This is a genomic window from Sphingomonas sp. NPDC019816 (assembly GCF_050274375.1).
In the GTDB taxonomy this organism is placed as follows: domain Bacteria; phylum Pseudomonadota; class Alphaproteobacteria; order Sphingomonadales; family Sphingomonadaceae; genus Sphingomonas.
The window spans coordinates 1-16,556 of the sequence record NZ_JBNNOB010000081.1; the positions used below are offsets into that span (position 1 = coordinate 1).

The 16,556-nt window shown below is 68.3% G+C and carries 17 protein-coding genes, 1 tRNA gene and 1 pseudogene; 4 read left to right on the plus strand and 15 right to left on the minus strand.

Annotation, left to right across the window (positions count from 1 at the left end; genetic code table 11):
• From ACQKJZ_RS12310 to ACQKJZ_RS12370, 13 genes are all read right to left on the minus strand, one after another.
• A partial coding sequence (locus tag ACQKJZ_RS12310; RefSeq protein WP_427731340.1) for a non-contractile tail sheath protein occupies window positions 1-1,268 on the minus strand: 1,268 nt, incomplete at its 3' end.
• 49 nt (window positions 1,269-1,317) lie between these two features.
• On the minus strand, window positions 1,318-1,857 hold the full coding sequence (locus ACQKJZ_RS12315) for a tail tape measure protein (protein ID WP_427731341.1): 540 nt from the start codon (window positions 1,855-1,857) through the stop codon (window positions 1,318-1,320).
• The gene (locus tag ACQKJZ_RS12320; protein ID WP_427731342.1) at window positions 1,850-2,050 is read right to left on the minus strand and encodes a phage tail assembly chaperone; all 201 of its coding nucleotides are present in this window, start codon (window positions 2,048-2,050) and stop codon (window positions 1,850-1,852) included. Before ACQKJZ_RS12320 ends, ACQKJZ_RS12315 begins: the two co-directional genes overlap by 8 nt.
• A complete protein-coding gene (locus ACQKJZ_RS12325) occupies window positions 2,047-2,355 on the minus strand; it encodes a gene transfer agent family protein (protein WP_312490962.1) in 309 nt (102 codons plus the stop codon). The genes ACQKJZ_RS12320 and ACQKJZ_RS12325 overlap by 4 nt, the downstream gene beginning before the upstream one ends.
• A complete protein-coding gene (locus ACQKJZ_RS12330; protein ID WP_427731343.1) occupies window positions 2,352-2,759 on the minus strand; it encodes a phage major tail protein, TP901-1 family in 408 nt (135 codons plus the stop codon). Before ACQKJZ_RS12330 ends, ACQKJZ_RS12325 begins: the two co-directional genes overlap by 4 nt.
• Window positions 2,760-2,771: 12 nt before the next feature.
• Complete coding sequence (gp17, locus tag ACQKJZ_RS12335; protein WP_427731344.1) at window positions 2,772-3,161, minus strand: tail completion protein gp17; 390 nt, start codon at window positions 3,159-3,161, stop codon at window positions 2,772-2,774.
• A complete protein-coding gene (locus ACQKJZ_RS12340; RefSeq protein WP_427731345.1) occupies window positions 3,158-3,655 on the minus strand; it encodes a hypothetical protein in 498 nt (165 codons plus the stop codon). Before ACQKJZ_RS12340 ends, gp17 begins: the two co-directional genes overlap by 4 nt.
• Window positions 3,656-3,851: 196 nt before the next feature.
• Window positions 3,852-4,850: a phage major capsid protein gene (locus tag ACQKJZ_RS12345; protein WP_427731346.1), complete on the minus strand. Its 999-nt coding sequence runs from the start codon at window positions 4,848-4,850 to the stop codon at window positions 3,852-3,854.
• A gap of 1 nt (window position 4,851) precedes the next feature.
• Window positions 4,852-5,232: an HK97 family phage prohead protease gene (locus ACQKJZ_RS12350; protein ID WP_427731347.1), complete on the minus strand. Its 381-nt coding sequence runs from the start codon at window positions 5,230-5,232 to the stop codon at window positions 4,852-4,854.
• Complete coding sequence (locus ACQKJZ_RS12355) at window positions 5,229-5,534, minus strand: DUF6127 family protein (RefSeq protein WP_427731348.1); 306 nt, start codon at window positions 5,532-5,534, stop codon at window positions 5,229-5,231. Before ACQKJZ_RS12355 ends, ACQKJZ_RS12350 begins: the two co-directional genes overlap by 4 nt.
• The gene (locus ACQKJZ_RS12360) at window positions 5,531-6,634 is read right to left on the minus strand and encodes a phage portal protein (RefSeq protein ID WP_427731349.1); all 1,104 of its coding nucleotides are present in this window, start codon (window positions 6,632-6,634) and stop codon (window positions 5,531-5,533) included. Before ACQKJZ_RS12360 ends, ACQKJZ_RS12355 begins: the two co-directional genes overlap by 4 nt.
• A gap of 150 nt (window positions 6,635-6,784) precedes the next feature.
• On the minus strand, window positions 6,785-8,095 hold the full coding sequence (locus ACQKJZ_RS12365) for a DNA-packaging protein (RefSeq protein WP_427731354.1): 1,311 nt from the start codon (window positions 8,093-8,095) through the stop codon (window positions 6,785-6,787).
• On the minus strand, window positions 8,095-8,574 hold the full coding sequence (locus ACQKJZ_RS12370; protein ID WP_427731350.1) for a hypothetical protein: 480 nt from the start codon (window positions 8,572-8,574) through the stop codon (window positions 8,095-8,097). Before ACQKJZ_RS12370 ends, ACQKJZ_RS12365 begins: the two co-directional genes overlap by 1 nt.
• A 258-nt stretch (window positions 8,575-8,832) precedes the next feature.
• Here ACQKJZ_RS12370 and ACQKJZ_RS12375 point away from each other — a divergent pair.
• A tRNA-Val gene (locus ACQKJZ_RS12375) sits at window positions 8,833-8,908 on the plus strand.
• Between the two features lie 302 nt (window positions 8,909-9,210).
• On the opposite strand, the gene ACQKJZ_RS12380 is transcribed toward ACQKJZ_RS12375, so the two are convergent.
• Together ACQKJZ_RS12380 and ACQKJZ_RS12385 are read right to left on the minus strand one after the other, a co-directional pair.
• Complete coding sequence (locus ACQKJZ_RS12380) at window positions 9,211-11,088, minus strand: beta-L-arabinofuranosidase domain-containing protein (RefSeq protein WP_427731351.1); 1,878 nt, start codon at window positions 11,086-11,088, stop codon at window positions 9,211-9,213.
• Window positions 11,089-11,364: 276 nt separating this feature from the next.
• Window positions 11,365-12,420 carry a substrate-binding domain-containing protein gene (locus tag ACQKJZ_RS12385; RefSeq protein WP_312489441.1) on the minus strand — a complete coding sequence of 352 codons (1,056 nt, stop codon included), beginning with the start codon at window positions 12,418-12,420 and terminating at the stop codon, window positions 11,365-11,367.
• Window positions 12,421-12,541: 121 nt separating this feature from the next.
• On the opposite strand from ACQKJZ_RS12385, the gene ACQKJZ_RS12390 reads away from it, so the two are divergent.
• From ACQKJZ_RS12390 to ACQKJZ_RS12400, 3 genes and pseudogenes are all read left to right on the plus strand, one after another.
• On the plus strand, window positions 12,542-14,593 hold the full coding sequence (locus tag ACQKJZ_RS12390; RefSeq protein ID WP_427731352.1) for a glycoside hydrolase family 31 protein: 2,052 nt from the start codon (window positions 12,542-12,544) through the stop codon (window positions 14,591-14,593).
• A 63-nt stretch (window positions 14,594-14,656) separates the two neighbouring features.
• Window positions 14,657-16,054 carry an MFS transporter gene (locus ACQKJZ_RS12395; protein WP_427731353.1) on the plus strand — a complete coding sequence of 466 codons (1,398 nt, stop codon included), beginning with the start codon at window positions 14,657-14,659 and terminating at the stop codon, window positions 16,052-16,054.
• Window positions 16,055-16,077: 23 nt separating this feature from the next.
• Window positions 16,078-16,556, plus strand: a pseudogene (locus ACQKJZ_RS12400) (cellulosome protein); the annotation flags it as partial.

A 16,556-nucleotide genomic window follows, 5' to 3' on the forward strand; every position in this document is an offset into this window, starting at 1 on the left:
GCCGTCGACGCCGCCAGGCAGGCGCCGGCGCGGTCGAGCGTTTCGCGTTCTTCCAGCGATCTGGCGCACGCGATGTTCGCCATGGTCACGGGCGAGAAGGCGGCGACCGCCGCAGCGTCGTACAGGCACGGCGCGCCGTCCGAGGGGCGCACCCACCACCACGGCTCGCCGACCTGGAATTTCGGGGCCAGCCCCGCCGCCTGCCCGATCGCCATAAACGCGCGCGCCACCGCTCGCAGATAGGCCATCGCGCCGTCATGCGCGGGACTGAGCAGGGTGGAGGGTGGCTCCCAGCCGGTCAGCGCCGGCGCGCCATCGGCCGAACGCTGTTTCCAGTCGCCCCAGCAATGCGCGTCGAACAGTTCGTAGGACAGCGACCAGATCACGCCATACCCCAGCGCCCGGGCGTGGGTCGCGAAACCGCGATGCCAGGCGGCACTGGCCGTATTCAGGACGCCGCCCGCCAGGCTGGCGTACAGCCCATCCCCGCTACGTTCGAGCCGGAAATAATGGCTCATGCCGACATAATGGACGATGTCGCCGCGATAGCCGAGATGCAGCATGTTGCGCAGCAAACGCTGCGGCGTCAGGTGATAGCTGTCGTCATAACCGCTGGCGATCCCGAACCCCTGTTCGGGCAGCACCGCCGCGCCCACGCCGATCACCGCGCCCGCCCCTTCGCAGGCGATGTCGGTCAGCTCGACCCACCCCTCCTGCGGCCGGCCCAGAAATCCCGCTTGCGCGTCGTAATCGGGCGCGACCAGCGACACGAACATGCGGTCGACATCCCCGGCCCAGACGGGATCGCGATCCTCGGGCAAGGCGAACCCACCCGCCAGATCGGCGAAGTCGATCACGACCTCGGCATCCTCGGGACCGCCGGTCGCGCAATTCCACAACCGGACATACCAGGCGCGCGGGTTCCCTTGCGCATCGCGGCCCTCGATGGTCAGCGTGGGGCCGTGGATGGCGTCGAGCGGCCTGATCCCCCCCGAACGCCAGCGGAACCGCAATCGGCAATCGCGATAGTCGCGCACCGTATCGTAGCGCAGCAGCGGATGATCGTGCCGATCCGCCGATTCCCAGATCAGCCCCGCCAGATCGTCGGTGCGATAGAAGACCGTGTCGACGCGCAGCGCATCGGACGCGGTCGCGACGACGGACGCCATCATTGGACGCGGAAAATCAACCGTCCAGTAGCGCGGATCGAAGCGCGACAGCAGATCGCTGCGCTCGTCGCGCCGCTGCTCGTGCAGACACCATGGCATGATTACGCTCCTCAAATTCATCCCCCGCGGGGGGAGGAAAGGACGTTGCTCAGTCCTCCACCAGCGCGGCCCGGACCGCGCGCGCCACCTGCCGGCCGGAGCGTTGCAGCACGCCCGCCGCCTCGCCCGTCCCGGCGTTGATCGTGATCGCCACCCGCACGTCACGCGCCGGCGCGGCGGGGCGCAGCGTCTCGACCCGCCCGCTGCTGGTCGGCACGAACAGTTCGGGTCCGCGCTCACCGACCAGATAGGGTCGGTCGGGCGATACCGGTCCGCCGGTGGCGCGACCGGGTAGGCCCGACACGAGACCGCCGAGCAGTCCCGCCAGTCCCGATCCGCCGCCCATCGACGCCACCCCCTGCCGCAACGCCGCCCGTGCGATCTGGTCGAGCGCGGACAGGGCGGTCGCCTTCAATTCCTCGAAGCCGAACCGGCCGCTTCGTGTCGCGCGCAGCAACGCGCCTTCGACCGAACGCGCGCCCCGTTCGGCGGCATCGCCCAACCCGCGCGACAGCTCGGCGCGCATCGCCGCCATGTCGGCGGAGAAACCCCGCGTATCGATGCGGGCCACCCATTCCTGCTCATCCATCTGGAAACATCTCCCGCAACCGGGCGAGCGTCGCGCGGGGCAGCGGATCGCTCCCACCCCGCCCCGCCCCCGTCAGCGCCGCGACCAAGCCGTGCAGTTCGGCCGGGGTGGCGCGCCAGAAGCGATCGGGCGGCCAGCCCAGCACCGCGCCCGCCATTCCCGCCAGCCGCCCCGCCTCCTCGGCGAAGGTCATCGCCCGCCCAGAATCTGGCGCAGCAATTGCCGCAGCACGGGGGCCAGCGCCGCCAGCCCCAGCTCGACCAGCGCCTCGCCCAGTTGCTCGCGGCTCAGCCCCTCGGGCACCTCGCGCAGGCAGTGCCAGATCAGCGCCGCCGCCTCGCCAAGCGACAATTTCCCCTCGCCGGCGCGTTCGACCAGTTCGAACAGCGGCCCCAGCTCGCCCTCGGCCGCGACCAGAGCCTGAAAGCTCGGCCGCACGACCAGCTCGGCGCCGCCGACCCGCAAGGCCGCTTCGCCGCGCACCGGATTCGCGCTCATGCCGACACCACCGGGCCAGAGCTTTCCAGCGCCAGCGTGTAGGTCCGCTCGCCACCGAAATCGCCGCTATAATCCAGCCGCGTGACCAGGAACCGCCCGGTCATCGACCCGCCACTCTCGAAGCTCAACCGATAGGTCTCGATCGTGCCCGTCAGCGCATGGCCGCGCATCCGCGCCTCGGCCGCCGATCCGGTGAACACGCCCGCGCCAGCCACGCTGACATGCCGGACGCCCGCGCCCGACAGCAATTCGCGCCAGCCGCCCGAATCCTTGTTCGTCACCACCACCGTCTCGCCATTGATCGACAGCTGCGTGGTGCGCAGCCCCGCCATCGTCGCGAAGGCGGGCGGCTCCGCGCCGTCGCCGATCTTCAGCAGAAAGGCGCTGCCCTTTTCGATTGCCATGTTGCGTCCCCCCTATTGTCCCACACGCCACAGACGGGCGCGCCACTCCATGCTCGCGGTCCAACGTGCGCCCGCCTTCACCATGCGGGTCGCCACCACGCTCAACCCCGCGACCCGCCAGCCATCCGCCAGCACCTCCGGCAAGCTGATCGCCTCGACCGCCGCGACACAGGCGCGCAGCCGCCGGGGCTGCTCCCCCTCGTCGGCCAGCGTCACGGCGATGCGCAGCTCGCGCCCCTCGATCCCCGCCGCGCCCCAATCGCTATCGCCCGGCTCGCCCAGCACCGCCTGCGGCACGCTCGCGCGCACCGGCGCGGCGTCGAACACCGTCACCCCCAGCGGTTGCAGCGCGGTTCGCAAGCCCGTCATCAAGCCGGCGCGCAGCGCCTCGCGCGCGGTCATGCCCGCCTCGCCATGTCGAGGCGCATCCGCCGCCAGGGTCGCCACAAGGCGGCAACGGCGGCGGGCGGCACGGTGGCGGCGTCGCGATTGTCGAACAGGTGCGCGCCCATGATCGCCACGCCATGCGCGATCGCCGGCGGCAGGGCCGCCCAATCCTCGGCGATTCCCGCACGGTAACGCACCGTCAGCGCGTCGCCGGTGCGGACCCAGCCGCGCCCGTCGCTGTCCACCGCCCCTTCCCCGCCCGACAGGATCGCGCGTACCGGCGATGTCGACAGCGATTGCCACGCGACCGATCCCGTCACCCGCTCCTCGACCGTTCGCGCGATCAGCAGCTGTCCGCAAAAGGATTCGGCCAGCCCCAGCGCGACGCCCGCGACATGCTCGACCAGGGTGGCCTCGTTGCCCGCCTCCAGCCGCAACAGCGCGCGCACCGCGCCGGCCGCCGCCGTCACGATCGCGGGCGGCATGGGCTCGATCGTCCCGCTCATCATGAATTCTCCTTCACCGATACAGGTTGCGACAGGTCCGACACACGGGCGTCACACTCGGGGCGCAGAGACGGGATCAGCCGCTGCCCGCCTCCCCCTTGGGCACCGGCCATGCCGACCCCGCGCCCCCCGGCCGGGTCCGGCATTCTCCCTGAACTACGGGGCAGTCCGCGAAGGGCTGCCCCGACTTTTCGGGCCCTTAGTTCGCCGTGAACTTCATCAGCTTGATCGCCTCCGAATCGCTGACGCAGCCGCCGATGCGGCGCGTGGCGTAGAAGGTGACGAACGGCTTGTTGCTGTACGGATCGCGCAGGATCGCGGTTTCGGCCCGCTCGGTGATCAGATAGCCCGCCTGGAAATTGCCGAAGGCGATGGCGGGGGCGTCGGCGGCGATGTCGGGCATGTCCTCCGCCTCGACCACCGGATAGCCGAGCAGCGTCGCGGGCTGTCCCGCCGACAGACCCGGTGCCCAGAGAAACTGGCCGTCCGCCGACTTCATCTTGCGGATGCGCGCCGAGGTCGCGGCGTTCATCACGAAGCACGCCCCCTGGCGATAGGGCGCACGCAGCGACTGGACCAGATCGACCAGCCGCTCGTCGGCATTCGTCCCGAACGTGCCCGCCGCGCCGCTCGCCAGATATTGCAGCGTGCCGAAGGGGCGCACCCCGTCCCTGGCGGCCGAGACCGGATTGGTCAGGAACCCCTTGGGCCGGTTGACGCCCGAGCCGGCGACGAACGCCTGCCCCTCTGCACGCGCGAACTCGGTGGCGATCTCGCCGGCCAGCCAGCCCTCGACGTCGAAGGCCGCATCGTCGAGCATCGCCTGGCTGGCGGAGGGATTGGCGTAAAGCTCGCCCATCGGCGGCGCGAGTTCGACGAAGCTGGGCGTCGCCGTTTCGGGCCGCGCCGCCGTCTCGCTCGCCCAGCCCGAGGGCGTGCCGCCGGTGGTCACCAGCTTGCGATAGCCCGCCGAGCCGACCGTCACGACGTTCGCGATCGCCCGGATCGGCGAGACGCTCTTCAAGACCGAGGCGATCGCCACATCGATCTCGCGCGGGACGGCGAAACCGCCGCTGTCGCCGGTGGTGCCGGTAAAGGCCTTCAGCTCGACGGTGGTGCCGCTGCGCACATAGCCGTCAAAGGCCCCGTTCGTCGTCGTCCGCGCGCCGTCCAGCACGGGTCGTTCGATCACGTCCATATCAGTCCCCTTTGGTCAAAACATGAGTCACGCGGGCGAGCGGCTGCATCGGCACCGTCACCAGGCTGATCTCCAGAAGCTCGGCCGACAGGATCGCGCGGGCCGCGCCCTGATGGACGATGCGCGGCCGATACCCGACCGACAGGCCGGCGACCGCCCCCGCGCGGACCAGCGCGGCGAGTGCGGGGTCGTCGACCCGCCCCTCGACCGACAGCCCCCTGTCGTCCTCGGTCAGCGCCGCGATCCGTCCCATCGGGCCACAGCGATGCTGCCAGAGCAGCGGCACATCGCCCGCGCCCGCAAAGGCCCCGCGCCGCATGACGTCGCCAGCCCGGTCCATCCGATCCCAGATCGCGGCATAGCCGGTGAAGGTCAGGCTCATTTCAGCCAGTCCTCCATCCCCAGCCGCATCGCGATTCCCGCCAGCAGCAACGCGCCGAGCAGCCGGGTCAGCCAGCCGACCGCGCTTTTCCACACCGACGACTTGGCCTCGCGCCACGCCGACAACAGCTCGCGCAGTTCGGCGACATCGCCCGCCGCTTGCGGATCGGCGAGGCCCAGCCGGGTGAGTGCCCGCGTCGCGCCCAGTTCGCCCGCCTCCTCGGCGACCGCGCGCAGCGTCACGAGGTCCGCCCCGCTATCCGCCGCCTGCGCCAGCAGCCGCGCCAGAACGTCCCCGCTCATGACAGACCCACCATCTGGCGCTTCTCCGCCAAGTCGAGGAAGTCGGCACTCGCCGCCATGGCCCAAAGCATCTGGCGTTCCTCCGCCAGCGCGGTGACGCGGTTGATGTCGACCGACAGGCTCGCCCCCTCGAACCAGCCCGCCAGCCCCTGCGCGAGGCCACTGAGAATACCCCCCGCCAGCGGCAGGATCGCCTGCCGCCAGAGCGCGCGATTGGCCTCGCGGTAATTGGCATAGGTGTTGTCACCCGGCAGACCGAGCAGCATCGGCGGCACCCCGAAGGCCAGCGCGATCTCGCGCGCCGCCGACGCCTTCGCCGCGATGAAGTCGAGTTCGGCGGGCGTCAGGCTCATCGCCTGCCACTTCAACCCGCCCTCCAGCAGCAGCGGACGCCCCGCATTGCCGCTGCCCGCAAAGCCCTCCATCTCGGTGCGCAGCCGCTCGAACTGGTCGGGCGTCAGCGTCGAGCCGTCACCCGGATCATAGACCAGCGCCCCCGATGGCCGCGCCGCATTGTCGAGCAGCGCGCGGTTCCACGCAGCGGCCGCATTGTGGATCGCGATGGCGCCGGCCGCCGCTCCCAGACAGCCCAGCCCATAATGATCGTCGAGCGGGTGACAGCTTTTCAGATGCACCACCTGCGGGCGCACCGGATCGACCGGCAAAGTCGTCACGCGACCGCCTGCACGGTAGAGATAGGCAGCGGGCCAGCCGCTCGCGTCCAGCTCCATCGTGACGCGCTCGGGGCGCAGCGCGAACAGCTCGGCCACCTCGCCATCGGCATCGCGCAGCACCTGCACATAGGCATTGCCGTGCAACAGCATGTGCGTCGCCACCGTCTCCAGCAGCGCCTGCCCCTCGCTGCGCGCTGCGACCAGCGCGATCAATTCGGAGTGCGAGGCGGCCAACGGTGCCTCGGCGAGGCCACCTGCGACCATCCGCACCGCACGCTGTGCCACCGGATTGCGCAAATACCCCTCGCGCACCTGCGTCTCATAGGAGGGCGCGGCCCCCGTCAGCGGCACGCCGGACCGCGCCAACCCCAGCCCGAGCAAAGGACGCGCGGCCCCCCGCCCGGTCTTGCGACCGAACATCCTCATTGCTGAATCTCCTTAAGCTCCTCCCCGGCACGGGGAAGTGGCAGCGCGCGGCGCTGACGGAGGGGGCTTCCACACCGGTTTCGCCCAGTGGCGAACCCCCTCCACCAGCGCTTCGCGGCGGTTCCCCTCCCCGTTCCGGGGAGGATCAGCTCACAAATTCCGTATGCCCGGCGGCCCCCGCCCCGACAGCATCAGCTCGGTCAGCGCCCAGACCAGCGCATCGGCTCGATCGGGCGAGCGGCCGGGTCCGTCATAGGCCCCCGCCACCCCCAGCCCGCAGAGCTCGTCCTCCAGCGCCGGGAACCCGCGAGAATGCCAAACCCTACCTTGCGCATAGAGAAACGACACCGGCTCGGCCCGCGCCGCTTTGCCGATCGAAGCATAGACCAGATGCACCGGCAGGGTCGGATCGGCGAGCCGCAGCACGCTTTCCACCATATCCCCGCCCTGGTTGCGCTCGGCCACCACCCGGTCCGCGCGGTTGCGCCGAGCGCATCCGGCAACCCGCGCCGCCCAGCCCTCGGGCGACAGCCCCGCCTCGCTGGCATCCTCCAGCACATAGCCATGGCCGTCGCGCCCCAGCCCGACCGCGACGATCCCGCAGGCATCGCCGCTGCTCGTCGCGGGCGGATCGACGCCCACCACCACCCGGTCGAGCGCAGGCACCGTCTTCGCGCGCTGGCGATCGAACAGCGCGCGGGTCCACAGCGCCCCCTCGCGGTCGTCGACCATCTCGCCGTCCAGCTCCTGCCGCCCCAGCCGCGTGTCGCCATATTGCGCCAGCATCGCGTCCTGAAAACTGTCGGGCAAATGCGCATTGTCGCTGGTCCGCCCGATCGTCTCGACGCAATCGGGCAGCGCCATGACCTTGCGCATCAAGGGCGTGGCGCGCGGTGTGGTCGTGACCAGCACGCGCGGCCGCTCGCCCAGCCGGAGCGTCATCATCAGATTGTCCCATCCGGCCTCCCCCTTCCACTTGCCCAGTTCGTCGCACCAGGCGGCATGATGCTGCGGCCCACGCAGCGCCTCGGGCGCAGCCGCCGAATAGGCGAAGCCGATCGCGCCGGACGCGAAATGCACCTGGCCCAGACTGCCGATCCATTTCGGTGTCTCGCCCTTGCGCGCCACCGCCAGCAGCCCGCTTTCGCCGCGCACCATCACCCGCTCGACATCGCGCAACGTCGCCCCCATCAGCGCGATCCGCGCCCCCGGTTGCTCACGGGCGAGCGCACTCACCCACTCGGCGCCCGCACGCGTCTTGCCGAAACCGCGTCCGGCGCGGATCAGCCAGACCCGCCAGTCGCCCGGCGGTGCGACCTGTCCGTCATGCGCCCATAATTCCCATCGCTCGACCAACTCGCGCTTCTGGGCGGCCGTCAGCGCGGCCAGCGCCTGTTCGCGCGCACCCGGTTCCAACATCGCCAGCGTGGCGAGCCGCGTTGCCGCATCCTGTCCCGCCATCACGCCATCCCCTTCAACCGCCGCCGCGCCAAGCCATCGAGCGCGCGTTCCAGCGCCGCATCGGTCTCGGCCGCATCGGCCCCCGCCGCCTCGCCGACGCCATCACCGGCCTGGGTCAGCGCATCGCGACGGGCGAGCAGCTTCAGATAGAATTGCACTTCGGTGGCCGAGAGCGGCGGGGTGATGGAGAGGCCGGTGGTCCCCGCACCGGCCTCTCCGCCCTCCTCCCCGTCCTCGGCCGCCAACAGGGTCAGCATCCGGCGCAACAGCCCTTCCTCGACCAGCGCATGCGCCGCACCGATCGCCGCGTCCCAAGCCTCGCCAAAGGCCCGGTCCCGCGCCCGCAAGGCGCGGGCGGTACGCAGCGTCTCTCCCACCGCCCCTGCCGCCGCCCCCGCATCGGCGCTGATCGCCAGCGCCGCCAGGAATTGCCGTCGCCGCGCCAGCGTCCACCGCGCGCCCTCCCCCGTTCCGGCCATCCCCGCTCCCCCGAAGCATCGAGGCACGAACCCGACCGCTCCCCCGGTCGCCTCCGCTCCTCAATGTTCCTGTTATGTACCGATTGCGCCGGGGTTTGTATCCAACAAACGAACCAATTTGGTTTTTTACGAGAATATCAGTCCGGGACTAGTCCGGGACTTTCGGTTCCGCGTAGTTCCACTTGGCTCCGTTCCGTTCCGCGAAACGCCCCCTTGCCACCCTTGAAAAGGGCGGTAATAGGTGGGTTTCCCGAGAGGGGGCGATTAGCTCAGTTGGTAGAGCGTCTCGTTTACACCGAGAATGTCGGCGGTTCGAGCCCGTCATCGCCCACCATTCCAAACATTTTCAAATAGCCCCACCCCGGCGAAGGCGGGGGTCCAGTTGTCGTGCGGTCGCTGGAGCGGTGACGGTTAGAGATTTTTTGTTCGCGCGGAGGCGCGGAGAACGCGGAGGTGCCTCGCTCGTGGCGCTTTTATGCCTTCTCTCCACCAAGTGATAGAAAAGAGGTGCGGTAGCCAGTCGAACGCCCTCTCTGCGTCCTCCGCGCCTCCGCGCGAACACATCTTCTTGTGCTATTAGCCGCGACGGCATGGCAACTGGACCCCGGCCTTCGCCGGGGTCGTCGAGTTCAGTTTTTAGGCCAACTTCCAGTAGGTCGCGTAACGCTCATGCGCGATGCGGTGGTACGGGACCAGCCGCACCGGCTGGCCGTCCGCCGCCGGGATGGTGAACTCCAGCGGCTTGCCGGTCGCGCGGATCGTCTTCGCCAGCGCGTCCGGTTCGCCCGACAGCGTCGGGGCCTGGAACGGCGCGTCGTTATACTCGCCATATTTCCGCTCGTTGACGATGATGTCCCCCCCCGGCGCCAGCCCCTCGCGACCCAACGCCCCCGCCAGTACCAGCGGGCCATAGGTGAATGCGACGATCTCGGGCGCGGCGGGCGCGCTCTCGACGCCGGGTTCCATCACCAGCCGCATCTCGACCGTATCGCCGGTCTTCCAGGTCCGCGTGAGTTCGGCGTAGCTGCCGGGCTTGTCCGAGCGCGATACCTCCGTGCCGTTGACCAGCAGCGTCGCGGCCGGGCTCCACGTCGGATGGCGCAGCTTCAGCGTCAGTTCGGTCGGCTGGCGCAGGGTCCAGCGGAACTGCGTGTTCGCCGCCTCGGGGAAACGGGTTGCCTGCGTCAATGCCGCGCCCTTGTCGGCCCAGGTCACGGTCGAGGGGATGAACAGGTTCACGTAGAGCGCGCGATCGTCGTGGAAGTAGATCGAGTCGCGGTACTTCACATGGTTTTCCATACCCGTGCCGGTGCAGCACCAGAAGCTGTCCTCCGGGGTATGATAGAGCTTCATGTAACCGGGACGCGCACCCTGGAAATAGGTCGCCATGCCCGAGTCGGGGTCCTGCGAGGCGAGGATGCCGTTATAGAGGGTACGTTCGTAATAATCGGCATATTCCGCGCGCGGATCGTTGAGGAACAACGCACGGGTCAGCTTCAGCATATTGTGCTGGCAGCAAGTCTCCGATCCCTTCGCCGAGAAGACGTGGCGATCGAAATTGGCCATCGCGAAGAAATGCTCGCCATCGCCATGCCCGCCGGTGGCGAAGGCGCGGGTATGCGCGACCGTGCGCCAGAAGAAGGCGGCGGCGTTATGATATTTGTCGTCGCCGGTCGCCTCGAACACGCGCTGGAAACCGATGATCTTGGGGATCTGCGTATTGGCGTGCATGCCGTCGAGATAGTCGCGGCCCTGCGCCAGCGGGTTCATCACCGCCTTTTGCGAGAAGAGCTCGGCGACCCGGCGATAATCCTCGTTGCCGGTCATGAAATACAGATCGGCATAAATCTCGTTCATGCCGCCATATTCGGTTTCGAGCATCTTCTCGAACTGCGCGTCGGACAGCGGCTTGGTCGCCACCACGCCCCAGTCGGCCAACCGGATCAGCACAGCGCGCGACGGCTCGCTATCCGCCAGTTGCACCGCATCGCGCAGGCCCGCATAGACCTTGTGCAGCGTGTACCATGGCACGCCGGTGATCGGCTCGCCGCGCAGATGCGCCGCGACCAGCGCGGGCCCCTTGGGGAAGGCGCAGACCAGGCCGCTGCCCGACGCCTTCTGACACGCGGCCAGCTCGTTCGCGATATAGTCGATGCGCTGGCGATAGCGCTTGTCCTTCGTCGCGCGGTACGCGAGCGCACAGGCCGACAGATAATGGCCCAGCGTATGGCCGTGGCAGTTGATGTCCGCCCACTGCGCCTCCGATTCCCAGCCGCCATAGACGGGCGCCTTGGGCTTCAGGCCGGCATTGGTGCGGAAATTGGCGAGCATCCGGTCGGGTTGCAGGCGCATCAGATACGCCTCGGTCATCTTCTGCGCGTGGAGGAAGGGGCCACCATCCAGTGTCACATCGGCCATGTCGAACGGCTGGACGACGGTGGCGGGCACGCGGGTCGCGGCTTGCGGGCTGGCCCAGGCCGTCGCCGGCATCGCCCCGCCAAGACCGGTCGCCATCGCCCCGATACTGGCCGTGGCAAGAACGTCGCGACGCGACAGCGAGGCATGGCAACATGAGCGCACCGATCTTCTCCGACTATTTATCTTTGCCCCATGCGTAGCGGCCAAGCCCCCCGATCAGCAACCGCTTTCGTCATCCGTCCGGCAAATCGACCATCACCGCCTTGAACGACCAGGATTTCCACCGGGCCCGACCTCATGGGCACGGAAGACGGACCGGTCGGTTGTCGGTACGGACAAGTGGCGCGATTTAGCTTTTGTCAGACTGATTGGCTATTCGGCGGCGGTCATCACCGGGCCGGCGGCGGGCTGCGTCACATGGCTATGCCCCAGCCGCAGATCCATCGCCCAGAGCGACTGGACCAACGAATCCGTCGTGCGCCGCTGGCCCGGCAGCAGCGCGACCACGGCCTGCGCCAGCGCCAGGCCCAGTTCGTCCAGATCCAGGGTGAAGCAGGTCAGGTCGGGTATCAGCGCGCGGCATGCCGGATTGTCGCGCAGGCCGATCACCGCCACCTCGCGCCCCGGCTCCAGCCCCATGCCGCGCAGCGCGCGATACGCGCCGACGGGCGCGGTTTCGCCCATCAGCAGCAGCGCGGTGGGGCGGTCGGGCAGCGCCATCAACTCGCGGGCCGTCGCCTCGCCATCGCTTTCGTCGGTCTCGCCGTGATGGACCAGCATCGGATCGAAGGGCACTCCCGCCCGCGCCAGCGCGGCACGGTAGCGTTCGACCACGATGTGGCTGTTGTTGATCGTCACCGGCGGCGCGACCAGCCCGATGCGGCGATGCCCCGCCTCGGTCAGCAGCGCCATGGCGCGCGTGACCAGGTCTTCGAAATCCAGATCGATCCAGGCATAATCGCGCGCCGTGGCGGTCCGGCCCAGCGCCACGAAGGGGATGGCGCGATCGAGCAGGAAATCGATGCGCGGATCGGCGCGGTGCGTACCCGACAGCACCCAGCCATCGACCGTCCCGCGCGCGACATGCCGCCGCAAAAAGGTCAACCCGTCCTCCCCCTTGCGGGCCAGCAGCACGACGAGGTCGAGGTCGTGTTCGTTCAACCCGTTCTGCAATCCCTCCAGCAGCGCCATGAAGAACGGATCGCCATGAATGGCGCTATCATGTTCCAGGGTCAGCATGAAACCGATCGTCCCCGTCCGCCCGCTGCGCAGCGTCCGCCCCGACTGGTTGGGGATGTAACCAAGCGCCGCCGCGGCTTCGACCACGCGCTTGCGAGTCGCGGGGCTGACGTCCTTTCGGTCGTTCAGCGCCCGTGACACGGTACCGATCGAAAGCCCCAGGTGCCGGGCGAGCGTACGTATGTCCATGTCGCCGTGATCGCGGGCCGGCGCGTTTTACACAAGGGCTGTTGACAGCAAGGTCCAGGCAGGCGACACATCCGTAAACGTTTACGGCTGCGATAGATCAGTCATGGAGAGGAATGTCGGCTTGGAAACACTCGCCCTGGAATCGCGTGCGATCTGCTGGTCTTACAATGGGGACTGGTTGCGGATCGAGGCGCATGGCCGCGACGGCCTGCGGGTGCGTGCCTCGACCTATGCGCGGCAGGGGGCCAAGCCCGGCGCGCTCCTGAACGACGGCGTGGAGGGCAGCGACCCGGTCGTCACCAGCGACGGCACGGTGGCGCGGATCACCAATGGCCGCATCACCGCCGAAGTCGATCTGCAGGGCCGGGTCCGCTTCCTCAACGCGAACGGCCGATTGCTGCTCGAAGAGAAATGGCGGCAGCGCGACACGATCAGCAAATACTGGACGGTCGGTACCGACGAGGTGCGCATGATCAGCGCGCTGGGCCTGTCGGGGCGTGAGTTCAAGCCGTTGCCGGGTGGTGCGGCGCGGATCACCGTGCGGTTCGAGGCCAAGACGGGCGAGCGGCTCTATGGCATGGGCCAGTATCAACAGCCGAATCTGGACCTGGCCGGCTGCACGCTCGAACTGGCGCAGCGCAATTCGCAGGCCAGCGTGCCGTTCGTCGTGTCGAGCGACGGCTATGGCTTCCTTTGGAACCTGCCCGCCGTGGGCGAGGTGCATTTCGCCGCCAACGGCACGACCTGGACCGCGCGCGCCGCGTGCGAGATCGACTACTGGATCACCGCCGCCGACACTCCGGCCGAGATCGTGCGCAACTACGCCGCCGTCACCGGCACCGTGCCGATGATGCCCGACTATGCGCTGGGCCTGTGGCAGAGCAAGTTGCGCTATCGCACCCAGGACGAATTGCTGGAGGTCGCGCGCGAATATCACGCGCGCGGCATCCCGCTGGCGGTCATCGTCGCCGACTTCTTCCACTGGCCGGTGCAGGGCGACTGGCGCTTCGATCCGCGCGAATGGCCCGATCCGGCGGCGATGACCGCCGAGTTGAAGGCGATGGGCACCGAACTGCTGGTTTCGGTCTGGCCGACGGTCGATCCGCGATCCGAGAATTATGCCGCGATGGTCGAGAAGGGCTATCTGGTCCGCGCCAATCGCGGGCTGGACGTGCAGCAGGAATTCCTGGGCAATACCCGTTTCATCGATACCACCCATCCGGGCGCCCGCACCTTCCTGTGGGACAAGGTGAAGCGCAACTATCGCGACCAGGGGGTGGCGCTGTTCTGGCTGGACGAGGCCGAACCGGAATACAGCGCCTATGACTTCGACAGCTATCGCTATCATGCCGGGCCGGTGCTGGAGGTCGGCAACGCCTATCCGCTCCATTATGCGCAGGCCATCTACGACGGCATGTACGAGGACGGCGAGCGCGAGATCGTCAGCCTGATCCGATGCGCCTGGGCCGGGAGCCAGCGTTACGGCGCGCTCGTCTGGTCGGGCGACATCCACAGCTCGTTCGATGCGATGCGTGACCAGCTCAGCGCGGGGCTCAACATGGGAATGGCCGGCATCCCGTGGTGGACGACCGATATCGGCGGCTTCCATGGCGGCCATGTCGAGGACCCGGCCTTCCACGAACTGATGATCCGCTGGTTCCAATGGGCGGTCTTCACCCCCATCCTGCGGATGCACGGGCACCGCGATCCCATCACCCCGCCGGCCGAACCGTTCCGCGACGGCATCGCCCAGTGCGACACGGGCGCGGGCAACGAATTGTGGAGCTTCGGCGAGTCCGTGTTCGCCATCCTGCGCGGCTATACCGCCTTGCGCGAACGCCTGCGCCCCTATGTCGCGGGGCTGATGCGTGACGCGCACGAGCGCGGCGACCCACTGATGCGGCCGATGTTCTACGACTGGCCGGAGGATGCGCGCTGCTGGGCGGTCGACGAACAATATATGTTCGGCCCCGATATCCTCGTCGCCCCGGTGACGATGGCGGGGGTCACCGAACGCTCGGTCTATCTTCCCGCCGGCATCTGGCGCGACGCCTGGACCGGCGAGCGGGTCGAGGGCGGCGGCGAGCTGTGCTGTGCCGCACCGGTCGAGCGGATTCCCGTCTTCATCCGCGACGGCGCGGAGGTGGCCGACGCCTTTCGCAGGCGCGACTGACCGGACGGCATCAACAACAGGCGGGATCGCCAAAAGGGCGGACCGGGGGGATAAGGGGAGAGGATGATGGCGACAGTGATGGCACAACGCGCCACGGATGGGGCGGGGGCGCAGCGGACCGAGGATGGCGGCGTCCCCATCCCGTTCTTCGAGAAAATCTGTTATGGTCTGGGCGACGCCGGGGGGACGATCGTCACCGGGCTGATCGCCAACTTCCTGACCTTCTACTATACCGACGTGTTCGGGCTGGCGCCGGGAATCGTCGGCATCCTGTTCCTGTCGCTACGCATCTTCGACGCGATTTCCGATCCGCTGATCGGCATCATGGCCGACCGGACCTCGACCCGCTGGGGCCGGTTCCGCCCCTATCTGCTATGGACCGCGATCCCTGTCGGGCTCAGCTGCTTCCTGACGTTCCAGTCGCCGGATTTCAGCTATAACGGCAAGGTCGTCTACGCCGCGATCACCTATTTCCTGCTCGCCTTCTCCTATTCGCTGAACAACGTGCCCTATTGCGCGCTGATCACCCGCATGACCGACAGCGCGCGCGAGGGGGTGTCCTGTCAATCGGTCCGCTTCGCACTGGTCGCGATCGCCTCCTTCTGCGTGTCGGTCGGCCTGCCGATCATGGTCCGCCAGCTGGGCGGCGAGGACATCGCGCGCGGCTATCGCGACGGCGTCGCGATCCTCAGCCTGGCGGCGGTCGTCATGTTCCTGATCTGCTTCCTTTTCGTGCGCGAGCGCGTGGTGGCCGCCGATTCCGCCGAAGTGCCGTTGAAGATCGCGGTCGCCAACACGCTGAAGAACGACCAGCTGCGCCTGACCTTCATCATGACGCTGCTGCTGATCGGCATCTTCAATACCAAGGGCGGCGCGGCGCTGTATTTCATCACTTATGTGCTGGGGGGCGACACCACCTATCAGGCGCTGTTCTTCGGCACCGCGACGGCGGGTGGTTTCCTGGGGTCGGTCATCGTCCCCTTCTTTACCCGTCGTTTCGACGTGAAGACCGTCTATGTCTGGGTGAACCTGATCCTGGTGGCGGGGCATTTCGCGGCCTTCTTCGTGCCGGGCGGCTATCCGATGCTGTGGCTGGTGCTGGTGGGCCTGTGCTGCATCGTGCTGGGCTGTACCCTGCCCCTCCACTTCACCCTGATCCAGCTGGCCGACCAATATGGCGAGTGGAAACTGGGGATGCGATCGTCGGGCATGAGCTTTGCCTTCAACCAGTTCTTCGTGAAGCTCGCCTGGGCGCTGGCCGGCGTGCTGATCAGCGGCGTGCTGGTGCTCGTGTCCTACAAGGCGGGCGCGGGCAACCAGACGCCGCTGTCGCTGACCGGCATCCGCGCGCTGTCCACGATCGTCCCCGGCCTGATGCACCTGGCGCTGGCGATCACCGCCGCCCGCCTGATCCTGAACCGCGCGACGATCGAGCGGATGACCGCCGAGCGCCTCGCATGACCCTCCAGATGAAAGTCCGCCTCATGTCCCTTCCCCTTCGCCTGACGCTTGCCGCGCTGCTCGGATCGACCGCCATGGCCGCCTCGGCGCAGGAGCGGCTGTCGGTCGACCTGTCGAGCGACACCGGGGCCTTTCACGGCGGCGCCTCGGGCACGCTGTACGGCCTGTACGACGCGCGCCTGCCGCATCCCAATCTGGTCGAGGGCATGGCCCTGCGCACCGTGTCCACCAAGGCGCAGGACGGGCCGCAGCATCCCGGCGCCGACGCGCTGGAGGTCGCCACGCTGCTGACCGACGCATCGGGCGGCGACACCTATATCTACATGACCGACATCTACCGCGAATTTCCCTATAACTGGAAGACCGGCGACTGCGCGCAGTCGGTCACCAGCTATATCGAACAGCTTCGCAAGCAGGTCCGCCAGGTCAAGGGCATGGACAAGCGGTATCGCGACCGGATCGTCTTCGTCCCCTTCAACGAGCCCGAAGGGAACATGTTCGG